Origin of the sequence: Thiocapsa marina 5811 (assembly GCF_000223985.1) — a bacterium.
In the GTDB taxonomy this organism is placed as follows: Bacteria; Pseudomonadota; Gammaproteobacteria; order Chromatiales; family Chromatiaceae; genus Thiocapsa; species Thiocapsa marina.
Map to the genome: position 1 here is coordinate 207,736 of NZ_AFWV01000003.1, position 22,676 is coordinate 230,411.

Annotated in this window: 15 protein-coding genes; 9 read left to right on the plus strand and 6 right to left on the minus strand. The window is 63.9% G+C overall.

All coding sequences use genetic code 11. The features are described from left to right. Positions 1–128: 128 nt before the first annotated feature. From THIMADRAFT_RS05370 to dxs, 3 genes are read left to right on the plus strand one after another with little or no spacing between them, the layout of a single operon-like run. Positions 129–1,505: a cytochrome P450 gene (locus THIMADRAFT_RS05370; RefSeq protein ID WP_007191962.1), complete on the plus strand. Its 1,377-nt coding sequence runs from the start codon at positions 129–131 to the stop codon at positions 1,503–1,505. Further along, positions 1,502–2,422 (plus strand): class I SAM-dependent methyltransferase, encoded by a 921-nt coding sequence (locus tag THIMADRAFT_RS24435; protein WP_007191963.1) that lies wholly within the window; start codon positions 1,502–1,504, stop codon positions 2,420–2,422. Before THIMADRAFT_RS05370 ends, THIMADRAFT_RS24435 begins: the two co-directional genes overlap by 4 nt. Beyond that, positions 2,415–4,337 (plus strand): 1-deoxy-D-xylulose-5-phosphate synthase, encoded by a 1,923-nt coding sequence (dxs, locus tag THIMADRAFT_RS05380; protein ID WP_007191964.1) that lies wholly within the window; start codon positions 2,415–2,417, stop codon positions 4,335–4,337. Before THIMADRAFT_RS24435 ends, dxs begins: the two co-directional genes overlap by 8 nt. A 105-nt stretch (positions 4,338–4,442) precedes the next feature. On the opposite strand, the gene THIMADRAFT_RS05385 is transcribed toward dxs, so the two are convergent. From THIMADRAFT_RS05385 to crtD (THIMADRAFT_RS05410), 6 genes are all read right to left on the minus strand, one after another. Continuing rightward, the gene (locus tag THIMADRAFT_RS05385) at positions 4,443–7,802 is read right to left on the minus strand and encodes a CHASE domain-containing protein (RefSeq protein ID WP_233490189.1); all 3,360 of its coding nucleotides are present in this window, start codon (positions 7,800–7,802) and stop codon (positions 4,443–4,445) included. 183 nt (positions 7,803–7,985) lie between these two features. Then, entirely contained in the window at positions 7,986–10,334 is a 2,349-nt protein-coding gene (locus THIMADRAFT_RS05390; protein WP_007191966.1) for an EAL domain-containing protein, read from the minus strand. Continuing rightward, positions 10,331–13,360: a chemotaxis protein CheB gene (locus THIMADRAFT_RS05395; protein ID WP_007191967.1), complete on the minus strand. Its 3,030-nt coding sequence runs from the start codon at positions 13,358–13,360 to the stop codon at positions 10,331–10,333. The genes THIMADRAFT_RS05390 and THIMADRAFT_RS05395 overlap by 4 nt, the downstream gene beginning before the upstream one ends. Positions 13,361–13,661: 301 nt before the next feature. Beyond that, positions 13,662–14,540 (minus strand): carotenoid 1,2-hydratase, encoded by an 879-nt coding sequence (locus tag THIMADRAFT_RS05400; protein ID WP_007191968.1) that lies wholly within the window; start codon positions 14,538–14,540, stop codon positions 13,662–13,664. Positions 14,541–14,578: 38 nt separating this feature from the next. After that, positions 14,579–16,054 (minus strand): 1-hydroxycarotenoid 3,4-desaturase CrtD, encoded by a 1,476-nt coding sequence (crtD, locus tag THIMADRAFT_RS05405; protein ID WP_007191969.1) that lies wholly within the window; start codon positions 16,052–16,054, stop codon positions 14,579–14,581. A gap of 120 nt (positions 16,055–16,174) precedes the next feature. Then, entirely contained in the window at positions 16,175–17,665 is a 1,491-nt protein-coding gene (gene crtD, locus THIMADRAFT_RS05410; protein ID WP_040729848.1) for a 1-hydroxycarotenoid 3,4-desaturase CrtD, read from the minus strand. Positions 17,666–17,866: 201 nt separating this feature from the next. Here crtD (THIMADRAFT_RS05410) and THIMADRAFT_RS05415 point away from each other — a divergent pair, with 201 nt between their 5' ends. The 6 genes from THIMADRAFT_RS05415 to THIMADRAFT_RS05435 all read left to right on the plus strand — a co-directional run bounded on the left by THIMADRAFT_RS05415 (position 17,867) and on the right by THIMADRAFT_RS05435 (position 22,218). Next, positions 17,867–18,307, plus strand: coding sequence for a hypothetical protein (locus THIMADRAFT_RS05415; protein ID WP_007191971.1), 441 nt, complete (start codon positions 17,867–17,869; stop codon positions 18,305–18,307). A gap of 227 nt (positions 18,308–18,534) precedes the next feature. Next, positions 18,535–18,687 carry a light-harvesting antenna LH1, beta subunit gene (gene pufB, locus THIMADRAFT_RS05420; protein ID WP_007191972.1) on the plus strand — a complete coding sequence of 51 codons (153 nt, stop codon included), beginning with the start codon at positions 18,535–18,537 and terminating at the stop codon, positions 18,685–18,687. 74 nt (positions 18,688–18,761) lie between these two features. Then, positions 18,762–19,028: a light-harvesting antenna LH1, alpha subunit gene (pufA, locus tag THIMADRAFT_RS05425; protein WP_007191973.1), complete on the plus strand. Its 267-nt coding sequence runs from the start codon at positions 18,762–18,764 to the stop codon at positions 19,026–19,028. A 163-nt stretch (positions 19,029–19,191) separates the two neighbouring features. After that, positions 19,192–19,338: a fructosamine kinase family protein gene (locus THIMADRAFT_RS26460; protein ID WP_139052700.1), complete on the plus strand. Its 147-nt coding sequence runs from the start codon at positions 19,192–19,194 to the stop codon at positions 19,336–19,338. Positions 19,339–19,533: 195 nt separating this feature from the next. Next, entirely contained in the window at positions 19,534–20,652 is a 1,119-nt protein-coding gene (locus THIMADRAFT_RS05430; RefSeq protein ID WP_007191975.1) for a methyltransferase, read from the plus strand. Positions 20,653–20,811: 159 nt separating this feature from the next. Next, entirely contained in the window at positions 20,812–22,218 is a 1,407-nt protein-coding gene (locus THIMADRAFT_RS05435) for a BCD family MFS transporter (RefSeq protein WP_007191976.1), read from the plus strand. Positions 22,219–22,676: the final 458 nt, after the last annotated feature.

Here is a 22,676-nt window from a genome sequence, read left to right on the forward strand (position 1 = left end):
GACGTGAAGCTCGCGCAGACGACTGCGGCAGCGCCGACACAAACAGCACAGTGAATCAGTGCTTGGTCGTTGACCTGGATGCTTAAGCGGCCGGGGCCGCGACGAACCACCGCCGGTCAGAATTGATCATGCACCTGCATCCCGCAACCGACCCCGTGACACCGCCCGACCAGGTCGTCGCCAAACCGCCGACCTTATCGGGCTTTGCGTCCCTGCCCCCCCTGTTCCGGCGGGATCTCCTGACCTTGTTTGCGCGGGCCTCGCAGACGCCGTTCGTTCGTCTCGACTATCTCGGCTTTCGGCTGTTTCAGCTCAACGATCCGGCACTGATTCGGGAGGTGTTGCTCGACAAGGAGCGTCGCTATCGTAAAGGCCGCCTGATGCGTCGGCTCAGCGCCGTGACTGGCGAGGGTTTGCTGATCAACGACGGCGAGCGCTGGAAGAAGCATCGCCGTCTCGCCAATCCGTCCATGTCCGGTCGTCGCCTCGACGGCTATGCGCCGGCGATGGCCGAATCAGCTCGACTCCTGGTCGAACGCTGGCGTGCCCTTCCGGCGGGACAGTCGGTGGATTTGATCGCGGAGATCTCCCGCACGACACTCATCGCCTTGCTGCGGACGCTCTTCGGCATCGACTACGACGCGCGCTACGCGGATGTCAGTGAGGTCATTCACCGCCTGCTTGATGCTCTCGTTCAACGCGGAAGCAGCCTCCTCGCACCGCCGCTGAGCTGGCCGACGCCTGCCAACCTACGTTTTCGGCGCAAGATCACCGAGGCGGAAGCGATCCTGGCGCGCATCATCGACACCCGTCGCCGCCATCTAAACGACGACCGGGACCCGAGCGATCTGCTCGGCCAATGGCTTCGCCAGCGCGAGCAAGACCCAGAGCATTTCACCCCGGACGAGATGCGCGACGAGCTCATGACCATGCTCATCGCCGGCCATCATTCGCTCGCGATCGCGCTGAGCTGGGCCCTCTGGGAGATCGCCGGCGACCCGGGCCTGCAGCAGCATCTGCGCGCCGAGGTGGACCCGCTGGAGAAGGCGCCAACCGATGCCGCCGCGGTGCAGGCCCTGCCGTTGACCCAGGGCGCCTTCCTGGAGGCGCTCCGTCTCTACCCGCAGCCGCCGATCCTGCTCCGCGATGCCGTCAGCGACCATGTTCTTGGCAATTACCGCATCCGTGCCGGCGATCAGCTCATCATCAACATCCTCGCCATCCACCACGACCCGCGGCTCTGGCCGGAGCCTTATCGCTTCCGGGCGGATCGCTACCCAAACATCAATCCGGACCATCTGATGCAGGCGCATCATCTGGGCTTCGGGGGTGGACCGCGCAGTTGTATCGGGCGTCGCTTCGCCCTGATCGAAGGCACCCTGCTGTTGGCCCATCTCGTGCGCGGACTGCAGCTTGATCGTGCTACCGCGGGTCCGATCGAGCCTCGCTTCGCCGGCATGATGGTGCCCTCGGCACCGCTGCTGCTGCATGTGACCCCGCGTTGAGCGAATCATCCAACGCCGATACTCCGAGCACTGGCGGCGCTGCGCCGGTCGCGCCGACGCTCGACGGCGTCAGCCGCACCCTACTGATCCCGTTGCTTGCCCGCGCCGAGGCCCAGTCGCTGTGGCCCGGGGTCGCATTCGACGATGCCGCAGCGCGCGACCTGGCGGCAAGGCTTGCTGTCGATCGCGCCGAGGTGGGAACGGACCCTTTCCCGATGCGGCTCTGCATCAGCCGCTCACTGGCGATCGAGGAAGCGCTCGGTACATTACTGAGCGAGCCGATTGAGCGCACCCTGGTGCTGCTCGCCTGCGGTCTCGATACCCTTCCTGTGCGGCTTGATGCAACCCTCGCACCCGCACGGCGGGCGCGCGTGCGCCGCTGGGTCTGCGCCGACCTGCCGCCGGTCGTGGCGCTACGCGACCAGCTCCTGCCGGCGTCGGAGCGGATTCGGCACGTCCGCGCCGCGCTGCCCGATCAGCTCGATGAGATCGCCGCAGCACTCGACGAGACGCGGCCGGTGTTTATCCTGGAAGGGGTTCTGCCCTACCTCGATGCTGCGCAGGTTGCAGACTGTCTCGCCGCCCTTGGCAGGCTGGCGCCCGCCGGGGCCGATCTCCTGGTCGATGGCTACCATCCGGCCTTGCTCGCCTTCTCGAGGCTTGGCAACACCTTTCGGCGGATGCGCACCCGCTTCCGCTTTGGCATCGCGGACCCGCGCGATTACGCCGGGATGGCCCCGCGCATCCACTTTCACGCGCAGCAGAATCTGTTGCGTCCCCTGCCCTGGCATCACCGCAAGCGTGCCTGGCTGCCGTCGCTCGCCGCTGGCGGCAAGCCGCTGGCCACGCTGGCGCAGCTCGAACTCACGCCGAGTGCCGAGGGCGTCAACTCGTTACGGAGCGTCCGCCATGACTGATACCGAGCCTTCGGCCCCGCCACAGTATCCGCTCCTCGACTTGATCGATGATCCAACCGATCTGCGTGCCCTCCCGAGCAGTGCCCTGAGGCCGCTGGCGAGCGAGCTGCGCGCCTTCTTGATCGACAGCGTCTCGCGCACCGGTGGCCATCTCGCCGCTGGACTCGGTGTGGTCGAGCTCACTATCGCCCTGCATCGCGTCTTTGACACGCCGCACGATCGCATCGTCTGGGATGTTGGCCATCAGGCCTATCCGCACAAGATCCTCACTGGACGCCGCCAACGCATGGGAGGCTTGCGCCAGAAAGGCGGGATCTCGGGCTTCCCGAAACGCTCCGAAAGCGTCTACGACACCTTCGGTGTCGGCCATTCGAGCACGTCGCTGAGCGCGGCACTCGGAATGTCCATCGCCGCGCGGCTCAAGGGCGAGTCGCGGCAGGTCGTCGCCGTGATCGGCGACGGCTCCTTGGGCGCCGGCATGGCCTTCGAGGCATTGAATCACGGCGGTCCACTCGACCCGGACCTGCTCGTGATCCTGAACGACAACGAGATGTCGATCAGCCCGCCGGTGGGCGCCCTCAGCAAGCACCTCGCCAGTCTTCTGAGCGGGCGCACCTATACCAACGTGCGCGAAGGCAGCAAACAGGCGCTTGCGAGTCTGCCCGAGCTGCGCCAGTTCGTCGGCCGTTGGGAAGAACATCTGAAGGGGATGTTCATGCCGAGCACCTTATTCGAGGAGCTCGGCTTCAACTACATCGGGCCGATCGATGGTCACGACCTCGACGCCGTCATCGCCACACTGACCAACATGAAGCAGATGCCGGGACCACGCCTGCTGCATCTGATCACCCAGAAAGGGCGCGGCTACGCCCCGGCTGAGCAGTCTCCTACCCGCTACCATGGGGTAACCCCGTTCGATCGCGCGACCGGCAGGATGCACAACAAGCGCGGCACCGGGCCGACCTATACAGAGGTCTTCGGTGAATGGATCAGCGACGCCGCGGCGCGTGATGCCCGGCTGATCGGAATCACACCAGCTATGCGCGAGGGCTCCGGGCTCGTGCAATTCTCCGAGCGTTTTCCGGATCGCTACTTCGATGTCGGCATCGCCGAGCAGCACGCCGTCACCCTTGCCGCGGGCATGGCCTGCGAGGGACTGAAGCCAGTGGTCGCGATCTATTCATCCTTCCTCCAGCGCGCCTATGATCAGCTCGTGCACGACGTCTGTCTGCAGGGTCTCGATGTCACCCTCGCGGTCGATCGCGCCGGGCTCGTTGGCGCCGATGGCGCGACCCATGCCGGCAGCTTCGACCTCAGCTTCGCTCGCACCCAGCCCAATCTCGTCATCGCCGCCCCGGCCGACGAGAACGAATGCTGGCAGCTGCTCGAAACCGCCTATCAGCATCCGGGTCCGGCCCTGGTGCGCTACCCGCGCGGCACCGGCCCCGGCGTCGCCCTCAAGCGCGGAGCCGAGACATTACCCATCGGTCGTGGAGAAATCAGGCGCATGGGACGCGATATCGCGCTGCTCGCCTTCGGTAGTCGCGTCCCCCCCGCCGAAGAAGCGGGGCGGATACTGGAGGCTACCGTCGCCAACATGCGCTTCGTCAAGCCCTTGGATGAGGCACTCATCCTCGAACTCGCCGATCGCCATCGGCTGCTGGTCACGGTCGAGGAGAATGCGATCGCAGGCGGTGCCGGCTCTGCCGTTTCCGAGGTGCTCGCCGCGCATGGCCTGAATGTCTACTGCCTGCACCTCGGGCTGCCCGATCTCTGCCTAGAGCAAGCCGGGCATGAGGAACAGCTACGCGTCTGCGGCCTCGATGCCGCCGGCATCGTGTATAGCGTCAGGATGGAGATGGAGCACATCGATCTCTGCGCCGAGGCCCCAAGGCTCGATCAGCGCGCAGCCTGAGGCGACGGATAACGGATAGTCAACACACCGCGCCCGGTGCGGTATGCGAAATTTGCCGAGTGGCTTGGCCGCGCCAGCTCCGACGACTGTCGGCGCTGGCCCGGTTTAAGGCGCCTGCCGACAACGCTCATCCAGAAATTGCCGCATCTGCTCCAGGAGCGAAGCATGGAAGCCTCGCAACGTCTCTAATCTTGCCACGTTCTCGAACTGATCGCCCTTGGCACGATTGTCCAGTAGCTCCCGAGCCGACTCATGCAGTTGCCGATGGATCCGCGCGATTGACTGAAAGATCGGTTGAGCGCCATAGCGTGCATTGCCATCCAGCGCGATCCATTGCGCGAGATGACAGTGGTTGAAATCCAACGGCGGTGTGTTCGGACCATCCTCCCGCCAGTGATTTTCGAACGCGTGCATCCAGGCGCGGTGCTCCACGATTGCGAACAAAAGAGGGATCTCCTCGCGGCGCAGCGGCGGCTGACGGGTCCAGCGTCGATCAGGCCGCCAGGCGCGCACCCACGGCGGGATAGACTCGCCCGGCATGGGTCTGGCGATGACATACCCTTGGGCCAGCTCACAGCCGAGTTGCAGCAGGATCTCGCCATGTTCCAGGCTCTCGACCCCTTCGGCGAGCACCTCGTGGTGAAAGGCGGCGGCCAGGCCCAGGACGCTCTCGACGATCGCCAGGTCTCCCGGATCGTCGAGCATGTCGCGCACGAAGCCCTGGTCGACCTTGAGCAGACTGACCGCCAGGCGTTTCAGGCAGGTCAGCGAGGAATACCCGGTGCCGAAATCATCCATGGCACAGTGGACGCCGATCTCCCGGCAGGCATCGATCACCTTGGAGACGCTGACCAGATCGTCCTGCGCGCTGGTCTCCAGCAATTCCAGCTCAAGGCCGTTCGGGGCGCGATCCGGATGGGCGAGCAGGCGCGCGTTCAGACACGCGGCAAAGTCGGCCTGCCGCAACTGGCGGGCGCCGATGTTGACGCTGATGGGGAGTTCCAGACCACCCGTGAGCCAGTCGTCCATCTGGGTGAGCGCCGTTTCGATGACCCATTCGCCGACCTCGACCGCCAGCGGGTGATTCTCGATCGCCGGAAGAAACAGCGCCGGGGCCAGTAGGCCGCGTTCCGGATGCTGCCAGCGAATCAGCGCCTCCACGCCGATGACCGCGCCGGTCCGCATGTTGACCTTCGGCTGGTAATGGAGGACAAATTCGTGTTCCGCCAACGCCTGACTGAGACGTTCCAGGTTGGCATGGTGGCCGCGGATACTCTGTTCCTCGGCGGCGTCGAAAACGGAATAGCGATTTTTACCGGATAGCTTCGCCCGATACATGGCCTGGTCGGCCTGGCGCAGCAGTTGGTCCGCGTCGACCTCGGCGGACTGCGGATAGAAGGTGACGCCGATGCTGGCCGAGACCTGTAGGGAAAGACCATCCACGGGCACGGGCTGGGACGCGGCCATGAGCAAGCGGGTGAGCATCGGCACGCTCCCCGCATCATCCCCCAGATCCACCAGCACGGCGACGAATTCGTCCCCGCCCAGACGGGCCAGGGTGTCGCCCTCGCGCAGACACTGCTTCATGCGCCCCGCCACGATCATCAGCAATTGGTCGCCGGTTTCGTGACCGTGGGTATCATTGATGGCCTTGAAACCGTCCAGATCGAGATAGGCCACCGCCAGGCGCTGTGCGCGCCGCTTGGTCTGCGCCATGGCCTGCAGCAGACGGAATGAGAGCAGCACGCGGTTGGGTAGCGAGGTCAGCGCATCATAATGGGCAATATGCTCGAGCTGACGTTGATGCTCCTTGAGCGCGGTAATGTCCGAGAATAGGGCGACGTAGTGCTGGGGGCTGCCCAGCGCATCGCGCACGGCGCTGATGGTTTGCATCTCGGCGTACACTTCGCCGTTCTTGCGACGATTCCAGATCTCGCCGCTCCAGCGGCCATTCTCGATCAGTGTCCGCCACATCGACGCGTAGAACTCGCGTCCCTGACGCCCCGAGCTGAGCAGGCGCGGATTGCGACCCAGCACGTCTTCGCGGGCGTAACTGGTGATGCGGGTAAAGGCGTCATTGACATCGATGATGGTGCCTTCGGCGGTAGTGATCATGATGCCTTCGCTGGCGTGGGTGAACACGCTGGCGGCCAATCGCAGGCGGGATTCAGCCTGTTTGCGATCGGTGATATCGACATTAAAGCCTTGAAAGTGAAAAAATTCTCCGTTGCGGTGAAAAATCGGGACCGCATGGCACCAAAAATCGCGGTACTCCCCCCTTGTGTTGCGGAGCCGAAAGTAGTTGTCGTGTTCGGCCTTGGCCGCGTAAGCGGCTTGCCAGACAGCACCCGCGCTGGCCAGGTCGTCGGGATGGACGTAGTTAGCCCAGGTTTCTAACGTCAGTTCTTGGCCCTTCCGGATGCCGGTGAAATCGTAGAAGGCCTTGTTGAGGTAACTGTACCGGATCCCGTTAAATGCCCAAATGTGAATACTGGCATTGTCGAGCACATCGGCAAGCGCCTGACGGCTTTCTTCCAACAACTGCTCGCGACGCTGGAGCCTGTCGGCCAGGTTGTGGGCGATGCGGATACTGGCGCGCGTGTTCACGACCGACAGCATCAGGCCGAACAGCAGGCCGCTGAGCACCAGTCCGCCGCTCAGGGTGGCCCAGACCCAGGCATCGCGAATCCCGGACGTTCGTGAGGTTTGCTCGAAGACCAGCAGCCAGCGATGACCGTTGAAATCGAGATGCCGTACCTGCTGGCGCCGCGCGGGAGAGGCGTGTGCCTCTCGCCCTCCCAGGCTGTCGAACAGCAGCGTCTCGGGGGTCGCCAGGGCACCGTCGTGAATACGCAGATTGATCGACTGACCTTCGTGATGCGTCCAATCGCCCAAAATCCCGATCATGAGATCGTTCATCCGGTAGGGGCTGTACGACCAGCCGAAGATGGCCGCCCGTCGCTGCTCGAGGTTCTCCAGGGGCCAGCCGTTGCGATAGACGGGGACATACATGAGGGTTCCCGCCTGCACCTCGGCGGCGGTCTCCTGCACCAGCTTGACCTTGCCGGACAAGGCCGCCTCGCCGGTATCGCGCGCCTGTTCCATGGCGGTCCGTCGCACCGGCTCGGAAAACATGTCATAGCCGAATGCGCGCAGATTGCGGTCGCGAAAGGGCTCCAAATAAATGATGGCGGTGTAGCTGGCGCGTTCGCCCGGTGGCGACAGGCGATAGTCGGGAAAGCCTTCCGCGCGGATGCGGGCGAGATGGCCGGCGAGCTGATCCGGCGCGATCACTTGCGCAAAACCGACCCCCTGCACGCCGGGCAGGCTGTCCTGCGCCCGCAGGGTTTCAACATAGAGCCGCCACTCTTGACGGTCGACCGTCCCCGATGCCGCAAACAGTGCCGCGCCGCCGCGCAGAATCAGCGCATAGGCGCCCAGACGCTCGCGGATCTTCAGGGTCACCTGGTCGCAGTCGAAGGCGAACTGACGCACGGCGTCCGCCTCGATCCCCTGCTTGACCTGAGCGCCGACAAAGAGCGTCGCCAAGAGTCCGCAACCAAGCACCACCCAGGCGAGCCAGAATTCTTTAGACGTGATCTGCATTAAACCGCGTCCAGAGCGAGAGACTGAATTTCGATCATGACATCACCTCGCTTGTCCGAGATGGCCGTATAAGTCGCTCAACCGCGCCTCACCGATCATCGCGGTCGACTGATCCCGTGCCCGCACCCACGCCTTCAGTCCATCCACCAAGCTGTCCATCAGGTCATGGAGCTCTCCCAGTCTGGCCAGCGCCTCCGGATGTCGACCGCGCGCCCGCAGCTCCAGCAGCTCGTCCACCACCCCATGCACCTGCCGGTGCAAGGCATCGATGCGCTGGAAATCGGGCTCCGCGCCATCACCCGACGCGACTTCGGCCCGTAACCAGGCCGCAAAACGGCATTGGCGTCGATCCAGCGGCGGGAGCGGCGGTACGCCCTGCTCGCTCCGAAGATGAGCTTCGATGGCGGCAACCCAGGCGCGGTGTTCGACGCTGGCATAGAGCAAGGGTAGATGCTCGCGGCGCGCGGCCGGCAGCTCGGCCCAACAGGCAGGGGTCTGCCAGGCGGCCAGCCAACCGGGCATCTCATGGGCCGGCATGGGACGCGCGATGCCGAAGCCCTGAGCCAGGTCGCAGCCGAAACGCAGCAGCATCTCCCCGTGCTCCAGGGTCTCGACCCCCTCGGCGATGACCTGACGATTGAAGGTACCCGCCAGGCTCAAGATGCTCTCGACGATCGCCAGATCCTCCGGGTCGTTCAGCATCCCGGACACAAAGCTTTTATCGATTTTGAGTTGGGTGACCGCCAGACGTTTCAGATAGGTCAGCGAGGAATACCCGGTGCCGAAATCATCCAGCGCGACACTCACCCCGAGCTCGCGGCAGGCATCGATCACCAGGGAGGTCCCGACCAGATCATCGATCGCGCTGGTTTCGAGGATCTCCAGACAGAGACAGGACGGCGCGACCCCTGGATGCTCCCCCAGCATGGCGCGCAGGCGTGCGACGAAATCCACCTGCTGTAACTGACGGGCGCCGACATTGACGCTCACCGGAAGCGCCAGGCCGAGCGCCCGCCAGACGTCGGTCTGGGCGAGGGCGGTCTTGATGACCCACTCGCCGATCTCGACCGCCAGCGGGTGGTTCTCGGTCGTCGGCAGGAAGAGCGCCGGGGCCAGCAGACCGCGTTGCGGGTGCCGCCAGCGGATCAGGGCCTCGGCGCCGATGACCGTCCCGGTGCGCAGATTGACCTTGGGCTGGTAATAGAGCACGAACTCGCGCGCGGCCAAGGCGTGGCGGGTCTGCTCCAGGTGTTCGTGATGGCTACGGATGCGCTGTTCCAGCTGCGTGTCGAAGAGGAAAAAGTGATTTTTGCCGGACTGCTTGGCCTGATACATGGCCTGATCGGCCTGACGCAGCAGGAGATCCCCATCGACCACGCCCGCCTGCGGATAGAAGGTGACGCCGAGGCTGGCCGAGACCAGCACCAGGAGATCACCGAACCGCACCGGCTCGGCGGCGGCGGCGAGCAGGCGCTCGAGCAGTGGCGCACTGACGTCGGGGTCGGCGAGATCGATCAGCACCATGGCGAACTCGTCTCCACCCAGCCGGGCGAGCGTGTCGCCCTCGCGCAGCACCGCCTGCATCCGCTCCGCCACGGCGACCAGCACCCCGTCACCTACCTCGTGTCCATGACGGTCGTTGATGGTCTTGAAGTCGTCGAGGTCGAGATAGCCCACTGCCAGCCGTTGTCCCCGCCGTTGGGTCTGCGCCATCGCCTGATTCAGGCGGTCGGCCAGCAGTCTGCGGTTGGGCAGCGCGGTCAGCGTGTCGAACAGGGCAAGATGTTCAAGCCGGCGTTCTTGCTCCTTGAGCGCGGTGATGTCGCTGATCACCACCCGGCAGACCGACGCGCCGTCGTCCGCCTGGGCGGCGGTCGCCGCCAGATGCACCCAGACGCGTGCGCCATCCGCCTTGACCTGCCGCAGGTCGCATTCCTGGGGTTCGCCCGTCTCGAAGAGACGTTTCCGATGCAGGTAGTACAGGTCCTGATCGTCCTTGACGATGAAGCGGGAGAGCGGCTGTTTGATCAACGCACTTTTCGGCGTCGCCAACAGAGACGCCGCGGTTAGGTTGGCCTCCAGGATCAGTCCCGTCTCGGAGAGCGTGCAATAGCCCACCGGCGCCAGGTCGTAGAGGTCGAAATAGCGCGCCCGCACGGCGTCGATCTCCGCCTGCACCCGACGCAGTTCCTCGTTCTGCATCGTCAGCTCGATTTGATGCACCTGCAGTTCGTGGAGCGTGCGCCGGATCGCCTCGGGCGTAAGCGCGGCGAGGTCCGTCGACGAGGGCGTTGCGTCGCTCCCGATGCGCGCCTCGGCCTCCTGGCGCAGCGCACGCGCCGCGTCCGACTCCGGGGGTTCGTGCTCCGGTCGATCATCCTGGCTCGTCATGTCTCGCTCCCGGATCGGTTCGCCCGTTCGGTGGTGGCGATGGCGTACATCTGCCCGCTCTCGTTCATCAAGGCGGTCGCGGTCAGCCAGACCTCCAGGAGCGCGCCGTCTTTCGTCATCCGTTGGGTCTGAAGGGGCTCCAGAATTTCCGCCTGACTCAGCCGATGGATCCTGGCCAGGGCGTCCTCGCGCAACCCCTCGGGGATGCGGTCGCGGACGTTCATCCGCAGCGCCTCGGCCTCGCTCCAGCCAAACAGCCGCTCCGCGCCGGGGTTCCAGGCCAGGATACGGCCGTCCAGATCCTGCATGGTGATGGCGTCGCGCGCGTCGCGCACCACCACGGCGAGGCGCCGCATGGCCTCGGATTGCCGCAGCGCCGTGCGCGCCTGCATGATCTCGGTGAGATCGACGAAGGTGAGCACCGCGCCCTCGATCACGTTGTCGAGCGTGCGGTAGGGGTGGATCCGCATCCGGTACCAGACGCCCGCCGTGGTCTGGACATCCAACTCCTTGGGGATCAGGGTATCCAGCACCGCCTGGGTGTCCGCCACCAGACGATCGTAGTCCACCAGGTTGGAGAGGATGTGGCCCACCGGCCGACCGACATCGCTCAGAATCAGGTTGATGATCTGGGTCGCGGCGGGGGTGAAGCGCAGGATGCGCAGTCGATGGTCGACAAAGACGGTGCCGATACCGGTGCCGGCCAGCAGGTTGTTCATGTCGTTGTTGGTCCGCGACAGGTCGGTCACCTTGGTTTGCAGCTCTGCGTTGACCGTGGCGAGTTCCTCGTTGACCGATTGCAGCTCCTCCTTGGAGGTCTCCAACTCCTCGTTGGTGGACTGCAATTCCTCGTTGACCGACTGCATTTCCTCGTTCGAGGATTTCAGCTCCTCGTTGATGGTCTCCAACTCCTCGTTGGAGCTCTGAAGGTATTCCTCCTTGGCGCGCAGCTCCTCCTTGAGTGCGGCAATGCGCGCGTCGGTGTCGGTGCCGGAAGCGGCCACCCCGTCGCCGTCTTCGGCGCGTGCCGGCCGAGTCGGTTCGCCCTCGCCGGGTCGCGATGGCTCCAGGATTACCAGATAAAGAGGCGCCTCGGACGTCGCGGCGGGGCCTGGCATCACCGGGCGGACCAGCAAGTCGACGCGGGTGAAGTCGCCGTTGGTTTTCACGCGCAGCCCCGGACGACGGACGCTTTCACGGGTCGCCGCCGCCCGGTGCAGGGCGGTGGTCAGGTCGGGCCGAAGCCCTTCGCGGGCCATCTTGAGGAGATTGCTGACGCCGGTCTCGCCGGGGGGCGGTTCCAGATAGAGACCGGTGCGACCGTGCAGGTAGAGAAGGTCGCCCCGCGCGGTGACCAGCGCGGCGGACGGGACGACTTCTTGCAGCAGGCTCTGTTCGGTCAGTTCGCGCAGCGGCAGTTTCATCGAGTAGACCGCGGTGCCAGCCGCCCGAGCGAGCGCCGGCTCGCTGGTGGTTAGGGGCGGCACAACGCGCTCCAGGGGCAGGCGCTTCGCGGCGTACCCGTCGTCCTTGCGGCGATAGAACTTCAGCTTGCGGTCCAGCACCTCGAACAGATCGGGAGACTCGCCCACCGTCTCGGAGGTGCCCAAAAACAGAAAACCGCCGGGATTCAGGGCGTAGTGAAAGAGTGGTATCAGCCTTTTCTGCATCTCCCCGCCGAGATAGATGAGCAGGTTGCGACAACTGATGAGGTCGAGCTTGGAGAACGGCGGGTCCTTGATCAGGCTGTGTTCGGAAAAGACCAGCAGGTCGCGGATACCCTTGTGGATGCGATAGGCGTCGCCGCCGGGCTCGGCGGTGAAAAAGCGCGCGAGGCGCTCTGCGGAGAAGTCGGCGGCGATGCTGGCCGGATAGAGCCCGGCGCGGGCGGTGGCAATCGCCCGGGGGTCGATGTCGGTGGCAAAGACCTGCACCTTGAAGCGCTGCCGCAGCGCCTCCTGACGTTCGGCCAGCAGGATCGCCAGCGAATAGGCCTCCTCGCCGGTGGAGCAACCCACCGACCAGACGCGGATCGCGACCTCCGCCGACTTGCCGGCGAAGAGCTTGGGGATCACCTCGTGCTCCAGCACTGCGAAGGCGTCGGGGTCACGGAAAAAACTGGTGACGCCGATCAGCAGATCGCGAAAGAGCGCGTCCGACTCGGCGGGCATCTGCCGCAGATACTGGACATAGTCATCGAGGGTGGCGATCTGATGGACGGCCATGCGCCGCTCGATGCGGCGCTGGATGGTGCTCGGTTTGTACTGGGAAAAGTCGTGGCCGGTCTGGTTGCGCAGCAGAACGAAGACCTTGCGAAGACCCGTGTCGCTCCGGGATGGCGGGACCGCGCCCGGCCGGGGCGGGCGACCGAAGGCGTGGACTGCGTAGGCGATGAGCTGGGCGGGCATCTCGGCCGGCGGTAGCTCATAGTCCACCAGTCCGGTCGCGATGGCGCTGCGCGGCATCCCGTCGTACTCGGTGGACTCGGGGGTTTGGGCCATGACCATGCCGCCTTCGCCCTTGATCGCCCGCACGCCCAGGGTGCCGTCGCTGCCTGTGCCCGAGAGGACGATCCCGATGGCGCGAGCGTGCTGGTCCTGGGCGAGCGAGCGAAAAAAGAAATCGATCGGCAGGCGCTGGCCCCGCGGGGCGGCGGGCTCCAGGAGTTGCAGCGCGCCGTTGAGAAAAGCCATATCGCGATTGGGCGGGATGATGTAGGCGCAGTTGGGCTGCACCTGCATCCCGTCCTCGACCTCGAACACCCGCATCCGGGTCGAACGCTGGATGAGATCGGTGAGGATGCTCTTATGGTCCGGTGCCAGATGCTGCACCAGCACGAAGGCCATGTCCGGATCGGTGTCGGCGGGCATCCCGGAGAAGAAGGCTTCAAAGGCCCCCAGCCCCCCGGCCGAGGCGCCGATGCCGACGATGGGGAAGCGCCCTGGGGGCGCTTCGGCCGTCTCCGACGCCACGCCAAGACCGCCCTCGCGCGGTGCGAGCGCGATCTCCTGATTGTTTGTCGCCATGGGTGCATTGCCCCCTCGTCGCCATCCACAGAGCTTGGCTCGTGGGTCGACCCCAGCCGCCGGTGTTTGCGAGCAGGAGCCGAGGCGTGCCAACCGCGAGGGCCTGAGCCGGTCAGTGACAATCCGTCGTCGCCTGTACGTACTTGATGCGGCTGTCTGCCGCAGACCCTCATAGAGAAGCAGAGTAGCAGCAAATAAGGCGGTTTGCGGTGCGTCCTGATGCCAGGACGCGCTGTGAAGGCGACCGAAGACGTGATGCCTCGCCGCCCGGCCCCGGCGACGCGGACCCAGACCGCTCCGCTTAGCGTCGGGGCATCCGATAGGGCAGCAGGTGCTGGACCCAAGCCGAGCGGAAGCGATCCAGCGATAGGCTTTCATGAACCGCCTCGATGGGACGGCCCTGCAGGTGTGAAGCAATCACCGAGCGTGAATAAAAGGGCGTGTCCTCCAAGGTCTTGACGACCCGTGGCGGATGCTTGGCATCGGCTTGGCTGGAGCGCGGCATGCGCCAAATCGGGGTGCGCGCGAGCCGATGATCCGGCGGCGCATCGAAGTGACTCAAGCCACCGTCGGCACCGAAGTGCAGCCCGAGCGACAGCCTTCCTCCCTCGCGCCGATCGGCATGATAGAGGATCAGACTCTCATCGCCACCAAGACTGGCACGCGACCAATCCCAATACCGGAACGCATCCTCCAGCGGCTCGTCGCCCCAGTTACGGTCAAAATAGGCATGCCCAGTCCAATTCAGCGCCGGCCGCTCGAAGCTCACCTCAACCTTGGCGCTCGGTGCAATCGGCCGCCAACGATGCCGACCGGCCTGATCGAGCGTGAAGACCTGCTCGTTGATAAAGGCCGGAGCGAGCTTGACCAGCCCTCGCACACGCTGCGGGATCGGGGTGCCGATCTCGTCCAGCTCCACCGTCAGGCCACCATCGGCATCCCACTGAAGCGCGCTTGGCCCGATCTGCAGGCGCGAAGCGGTTTGCGCGAGCGCGTGCCGACGCCGCTCGGTCATGGTCCAGCGCCGCTCTTTGCCGTAGAGACAGACGTTCAACGAGCAGTAATCGCTCGGCTCATCGCGTCCACGACGCCTGCCCTTGAAGTAGTATGGCGAGAAGACGCTGCCGATGAAGGCGATCAGGGTCAGCCCATGGCGGCCGTCATCACTGAGCGCGTCCACGTACCACCAGGCATACCCGCGCGGCGGGACCTGTACGCTCAGGTCAGGTCCTTGAGGATCGCCTCCGCCGCTAGGCGCCCGGAGATTGCCGCCATCGGGACCCCCGGCCCCGGATGCACGCTGCCCCCCGCCAGATACAGCCCCGCCAGACGCGAGCGAGCCGCCGAGCGGCTGAACGGCCCCCGCCATCCATGCGAGGTGCGGCCATAGAGCGCGCCCCCGGTGGCCGGAAACATGCGCTCGAACTCCGTCGGCGTGGTGATCACCCGACGCTCCGGACTGATGTCGGCCCTGAGGCCACAGCGGCGCAACAGGTTGAAGGTCTGCTCTTCGCATTGCTCGATCTCTTCGCTCGTGAATGGTTTGATGTCGCCCCGCGCGGGTGCGTTGACGAGGCACAACAGCCGTTCCGGCCCCTGGACCTCCGAGTCGTCATTGCGATCCTGTGCGCAGACATAGACCGTCGGCTCTCTTGGCAGCTCGCCACGCCCGAAGATGGCATTGAACTCCTCGGCATAGTCACGGCAGAAGAACACGTTGTGCCGCACCAGCGGGAAGCCATGGGTCTTGGCATTGACACAGAAGGTCACCGCCGATAATGAGCGCGCGGAGCGTGGATGCGCCGAGACCGCGCGGCGCGCTGCCGCCCCGAAGGACCCAGCGGACAGAGCCGCGACATCGGCGTTGCAAAGAACGGCATCCGCCTGGATATGCTCGCCGGTCTCAAGCTGCACGCCAACGACGCGCTTGCGCTCGACGAGGATCTCCCGGACGCCGGAGTGGTAGCACAGCTTGACGCCTCGTTCCTTTGCGAGCGCTGCACAGGCCTTAGGCAACTGATGGATACCGCCATCGACTGACCAGACCCCAGCCTGCTCCACATGCGCAACGATCCCGAGCGTTGGCGGCGCGCGGAACGGCGAGGAGCCGACATAGGTGGCATAGCGACCGAAGAGCTGGCGCAGCCGAGGATCCGGGAAGAAGCGGCCCAAGTCCTGCCAGAGCGTCGAGTAGGGCTTCAGGCGCGCAACCGGAATCAAGCCGGAATCGAGCACGAGCGAGAGGGGGGTCGGCTCCGCAAGCTGGATGAAGGCATGCTCCAAGGTGCGGTACATGTCGCTGGCGCGCGCGCAGAAGGCACGAAACAGACGCGCCTGCTCGGCACCGGCAAAGTCCCCGATTGCCTCTGCCGAGCGATCGATGTCGGTGTAGAGGTCGAGCCGCTCGTCCTCACTCCAGGCATGGCGCGCCAAGACCTCGACCGGACGCAAGCTGAGGTAATCATCCAGCCTGGCTCCAGCCGCGGCGAAGAGATCGTCGAACACCCAGCGCATGGTCACCACGGTCGGCCCGGAATCGATCTGCGCACCGGCGACTTGGACCTCACGCATCTTGCCGCCCGGATAGCCCGAGCGCTCCAACAACGTGACTCGGATCCCCTGGGCGGCAACCCTGATCGCGGCGGCCAGACCGCCGATCCCGGCGCCGATTACGACGACGTGCGGCTCAGCCATCGGCTAACCGCGACTTTGCGCGAGAGTGACCAAAAGTTGAGAGGAACGCGGCTTGGGCAGCGCAACGCAGAACGGAACAGCGGCTGGCGCGATTGCGGGAATGATTCAACAGTGTCTCGATCAAAGGCTTTTCAGGACCATATCGGCCGCCAGACGTCCGGAAATCGATGCCATCGGGATTCCCGGGCCTGGGTGCGCACTGCCGCCGGCGGTGAAGAGCCGCTCGATCTTGGTCACCGCGCCAGGACGATCGAACGAGCCCCACCAGCCATGATTGACGCGACCGAATACCGCCCCGCCAGAGGCAGGATAGGCACGCTCGAAATGCATTGGGGTTGTGACGGCAATGTCTTCACGCTCGGCGAGCGTCAACCCGCAGTGCCGGAGCAAGGCGGTCACCTGCTCACCGCAGCGGCGGATCTCCTCCTCGGGGATGACCTGGGAATCACCGCGCGACGGCGCATTGACCACGATCAGCATCCGCTCGCGCTCGGTTGGCTCCGGCGCCGAGGGATCGCCGCGATCCTGCGCACAGAGGTAGACGGTCGGATGCGCCGGGAGTCGTAGGTCGTCAAAGACCGCCTTGAACTCGTCCGCATAGTCACGCGGGAAGAAGACATTGTGATACTGCATCGGAAAACCGGCCGGGCGCGCGAGCAGATTCCAGGTTACCACCGAATGGGAGCGATTCTTGGGCGGAATCGGCGGCACCGCACGCTTGGCTTGCTCGCCGAACAGACCGGCACCGAGCGCGGCCGCATCCGCGTTGCAAATCACCGCATCGGCTTCGATCCGCTCGCCGTTTTCCAAGCGCACGCCGCGAGCGCGTCCACCTTCGATCAGGATCTCTGCCACGCCCGCGCCATAGGTCAGCTCCACGCCCTTCTCCGCGGCAAGATCCGCCAGTGCCTCGGGCAAGCGATGAATGCCTCCTTCCACCGCATGCACGCCGCGGCTTTCGACATCGGCAACCAGCATCAGGGTGGCCGGGGCATGATAAGGAGAGGCACCGACGTAAGTGGCGTAACGGCCAAAGAGTTGCCGCAGGCGCGGGTCCTTGAAATAACTGCCGAGCGCTTGCCACAGCGTGAACACGGCCTTGATCCGCATCAGCTCGCCGAGCCCGTTCCAGCCGAAGCGCGCGAAGATGGTCACCGGCGTGGGCTGTTGCGACTGGATGAAAGGGACATCCAAGGCCGCATAGACCCGCTTGGCGTGGGCTGCGAAGCGGCGAAAACCGTCCGCCTCTTTGGCTCCGGCAAACGCGGCGATGGCCTGCGCGGAACGCTCGTGATCACCGAACAGATCCAAGCGCTCGGTCTCGCTCCAGGCATGGCGGGCAAGCACATCTGCCTGATGCAGCTTAACCCGCTCGCCCAGGTTTGCACCGGCCTCGCGAAAGATCTCCTCGAAGACCCACGGCATCGTGAGCACCGTAGGTCCGGTGTAGAAGGATTGACCGTCAACCTGTTGCTCGCGCAGCTTGCCACCCGGGTGATGACCGCGCTCGAACACCCTGACATCGAGCCCGTTTAAAGCGAGTTTCAAAGCGGCGGTCAAGCCGCCCATCCCGGCTCCGATCACAATGACCTGTTTTCTGCGCGTCGGCATAGGCTGAGGTACGTCGAATTAGCGAAGTTGGTGCGGGCGTATGCTAAACTAGACACCCGCGGATGTCTAGGTTACTTGACAGATGGCAGATCGGGAAACGACGCCGTTAAGCTCGCGCAGCGAGTGCTGATCGGGCAACCGATGAAACCCAACCGGCCCCCCTCCAGCACCTCATTATCGTAACGAGGAGTCGCAGACAAAATGAAGTATACCGCTAGATGTACTTGGCCTGAAAAATCGAAATCATGGGAGTACCTGGGCGAGTCCGAAAGCCTTGAAGAGTTCGCCCTGGCCTTTGCAACCGACAAGGCGCTCGCGGTCGACACCGAGTTCGTCGTCATCGAAAAGGCCGGCGCGGAATCCGAGATCGAGTTCTTCAAGGTCACGCGAGCCTCGCCATATGGATTGGTGACGGCTGCCCCACGGGTCGAGAGCGAGAGTGGCCCGGGCAAGGCCGCGCCGCAGGACGCCCCAACCGCCGCGGTGGGCGGGGACGACAACTTCGGCGGGGTCGAGGCAATTGCCGGCGCCTGGCGCGGTGTCATCGCCAACGTCTTGATGTTTGTCAAGGCCGGCGCGGCCGCCTTGCTCTTCTTCTTGGCCGCGATCTTTCTCGCCAAATGGCTCTTCAACGCCTGGTAGTCCCCGCGCGGCCGACATGAGCCCTAGCCTCGGCCGCGGTTCGGAAAATTTTGTAATCCACACTTGACACGGCAAAGTGTCATGTTAAACTGACACTCAGTTAGAACGCAGTTGGCTCAGGGGAGATCTTCCAATCTTCCACGGCCCCTGTACCTGCTGCGGTTACCTGGAGGCGCTTGTCCAGCGACGAGTGCCGGAGCTCTTACCCCGATCAGAGGAAAATGGCAATGGCCGAAGCAGCAAAATCATCTAACCTGTCCGGACTGACCGACGCGCAAGCGAAAGAGTTTCATGAGCATTGGAAGCACGGCGTGTTTAGTTGGGTCGCAATCGCCACCGTCGTTCATGTGGTGACATGGGTCTATCAGCCCTGGTTCTAAGCCCGCGGTCGTTCATTGAAAGCATTTGCACTCCGCATCGTTGCACTGTCTAACGTCTAATTAGGAGAGATACCATGCAAGTTCCTTATCTGATGGCCGACCCATCCATTGCGAAGCCTGATCATCCAGAAGAAGACTGGAAAATTTGGACCGTGATCAACCCGGCCACCTGGATGGTCCCGTTCTTTTTCATCCTTTTCATTCAGATGTGGATGGTCCATTCCTATGCGCTGAGCCTGCCAGGCTACGGCTTCAAGGATTCCGCGCAAGCAGCGTTGGACGCTCGCACCGCTGTCGTGGTGGAGCAGGTCCAAGGTCAGCAGGTTGCACAGGTCCAGTAAGATCCTGCTTGATGCGGAGCGTTTCACGTCAAACTGAACCGCTCGCTGGACGAGATCTTGGCTCGTCTGCTTTGGCGCCAAGCCACGGATCATGACGCAGGGACGTGGTAAACAGCGCCCGTAACGGGCGCTGTTTTGTTTCGGGCAGGTTGCGGTGAGGCTATTGCTGCTTGGCGTCAGCGTGTCGCAATGCACCGAGGAGGCATCGCTGCTGTCGCCTGATGGTCCGGTGCGCAAGTGGCTGTACAATCTCTGCCATGTGATCATTCACCTGAATGTCTTCGGCGGCGGCGACCTGAGCCGGGACTAAGGCACGATCGACCGCCTGCTTGCGGAGCTGCGCCGAGGCCATCGGCAAGCAGGGCGAGCGCCGGCCTTCTTTCGCTTTCGTTAGGGTTATGTTAAAACCCCGCCGCTAACGGGGCGAGTCCAGCAGTGTCGCCCGTCCATCCCAGCCCTGTACGCTTCTTTTCTATCGCCAGGTTCAACTCGCGAAGGTATCCAGTTGCAACTTCCATTTATCGAGCGTTGGCGCGTTTGGCGCGATCGCAAGCTCGCTAGCCCGAGCTTTCAGCGCTGGGCAGCGGATTTCCCGTTGACCAGGCACGAGGCATCAAAGCGTGCCCGCGCACTGTTTGATATCACCGCCGGCTTCGTCTATTCCCAGATCCTCTCCGGATGTGTCGAGCTGGGGCTCTTTGACGAGCTGGCCGATGGTCCGCGGAGCGCCGATGATCTAGCCGGTAAGATGGGTATGACGCCTGCGGCTGCAGACCGCTTCTTGCGCTCGGCGGTCGCGATCGATCTCCTGGAGCGGCGCGGCAATGGCCGTTACGGGCTCGGCAAGCTGGGGATTGCAATGCCGGGCAATCCGGGGATCGCGGCCATGGTGCGTCATCATCGCATGCTGTATCACGATCTCGATGACCCGCTCGCGCTGTTTCGCGGCGAGCGCAGCGAGACCGAGCTTGGGCGCTACTGGTCTTACGCTGGCTCCGCAGACCCCGCAGCCGATGGTGACGAGCGGGTGGCTGAATACAGTTTGTTGATGTCGGCGTCGAGCGGCTTCGTCGCCGAGGACACGCTCGATGCATTCCCTCTGAGCGACTATCGTTGCTTGATGGATGTCGGTGGTGGCGAGGGTCGGTTCTTGTTGCAGGCGGCCCAGCGCTGGCCGCACCTGCAGTTGCGTCTGTTCGATCTGCCCGCGGTCGTCGAGCGGGCCCGTGAGCGCTTCCGCGATGCCGGAATTGAAGGCCGTGCCGAGGTCTTCGGCGGTAACGTCAAGGTCGATTCGCTACCGCGGGGGGCGGATATCATTTCTTTGGTGCGCGTGATCCTGGACCATAACGACGACGGTGCGATGGCTATTTTGCGTGCCGTGAGGGCCGCACTCGAGCCTGGTGGTACCCTGATCATTACCGAGCCGATGTCGGAGACGCCGGGGGCCGAGCCAGTCGGTGACGCCTATTTCGGCCTCTATCTGCTGGCGATGGGCAGCGGGCGCACACGTCCGCCGCGCGAGCATCGTGCCATGCTGCAAGCCGCAGGATTCGACCAGATTCGCTTCGTCCGCACGCGCCGGCCACTGCAAACTCGGCTCGTCGTCGCCAAGGCGGCTTGAGCGCAGGGCTGGCCATTGCGGGGATGTCGGCAAGGCGCTGGTCCGCCTTGTGCCCCATCCTCGCAGCCTTCCGTCTTCGGCAATCGGGCAGGTTTGTTGCCTGTGCCGGGCATCGATCATGCGGATGATGCACGCAATAAGCCTGCCTTGGAGTGAGCTATGAATCGCCTGACCAAGTATCTCGTGACCCTTCCCTTTGCCGATGCCGGGACGACCGAGCTGCCGCTGCGGCGTATCTTGCGTCTGTCGCTGTTTCAGATCTCGGTTGGCATGGCGATGGTGCTGCTGTTTGGCACCTTGAACCGCGTCATGGTGGTCGAGCTTGGGGTGTCGGTCTGGTTCGTCTCGCTGATGGTGGCCTTGCCGCTGGTCTTCGCGCCGTTGCGTGCGTTGATCGGGCATCGATCGGATTACCATCATTCGGCGTTCGGATGGCGTCGCGTGCCCTATATCGCGGTCGGCAGCATGCTGCAGTACGGCGGCTTCGCGATCATGCCGTACGCGATCCTCATCCTCTCCGATGAAACCAATAATCTGGTCTTCGTCGGACAGTTCTTTGCCGGAATCTCGTTCCTGATGGTCGGGGCAGGGCTGCACATCGTGCAGACCGCTGGACTGGCCTTGGCGACTGACCTGGCGCCGCGTGAGAAACGGCCGCGGGTGGTTGCGCTACTCTATTCGATGCTGTTGCTCGGGATGGTGGGTAGTGCGCTGCTGTTCGGTCATTTGCTCGAGGACTTCTCGCACGAGAAGCTGGTCAGGGTGGTCCATGCCGCGGCCTTGGCCACCATCATCATGAATCTGATCGCGGCTTGGAAGCAGGAATCGATCGATCTGAAACGGGCGGTGGCCAATATTCCGCGACCACCTTTCCGTGAGACCTGGAACGAGTTTCTGCGCGGTGGTTATGCGAGTCGACTTCTGATTGTTGTTGGCTTAGGCACCGCCGGTTTCAGCATGCAGGAGATCCTGCTCGAGCCTTACGGTGCGCAGGTGCTGGGGTTGACGGTTGCGCAAACCACCTCGCTGACCGCGATCCTTGCCGGTGGCGCCTTCATCGCCTTTGCCTTGTCGGGCTATGTCCTGAGCCGCGGTGGAAACGCTTATCAGCTGGCCAGCATAGGCGCCTTGGTTGGTGTCTTCGCCTTCCTCCTTGTGATCCTTGCGGCAACCGTGGAGTCGGCCTTGGTGTTCCGGGTCGGCACCGCGCTGATCGGCTTCGGGACCGGTTTGTTTGCGGTCGGCACCCTGACCGCGGCGATGGAGCTTGCCGAGCGCGGCCACGTTGGACTGGCGCTCGGTGCCTGGGGAGCGGTTCAGGCAACAGCGCAAGGTGTGGCGATTGCTCTGGGCGGCGCGCTGCGTGATCTGGTCTCGGCAATGGCTGTCGCTGGAACCTTTGGGCACGGCGGGGCAAGCTCGTCATTCGGCTATCGTGTCGTCTACGGTATCGAGATCCTATTGCTGCTTGCCGCGTTGGTCGTCTTGATTCCGCTGCTGTTGCGTCGACGTCGGGATGGAGCGAGCAGTGCCCCCTCGCAATTCGGCTTGGATCAGATGCCGTAGGTGATTTCCGGAACAGGATCTACCGGTAGAGCCGGAGCCAGGAAAAGTGGTCGAAGGCTCTATTCGTTGTCGTTGTCGTTGTCGTAATCGGATTCCGGCCAACCACGAACACGACAACGACAACGACAACGACAACGATAATTTCTGCGACGGTTTGCTCAAGACTGAGGGCTAAGGGGGCTCGATGCCATCCAGGTATGCGCAGTCGGGATGACTATTCTCGGCCTTTGACCTTCAACTGGGTGGAGCGCGGTGGTTTGGATCTGGTAAAGGAAGCGAGGGTCGATGTGAATCTGAGTGAATCGTAAGAGGGTTGCGAACGAGGAAGGCCGTGAGGGGCGGAAAAGTCAGGAGGGAGGTGCGATCGTTTAACCTAAACCCGGCATTTGGAAACGCAAAGACGCAGAGGACGCTAAGGATAACAAGAAATTGCAATGCGAACGACGCTCACCCTTTGG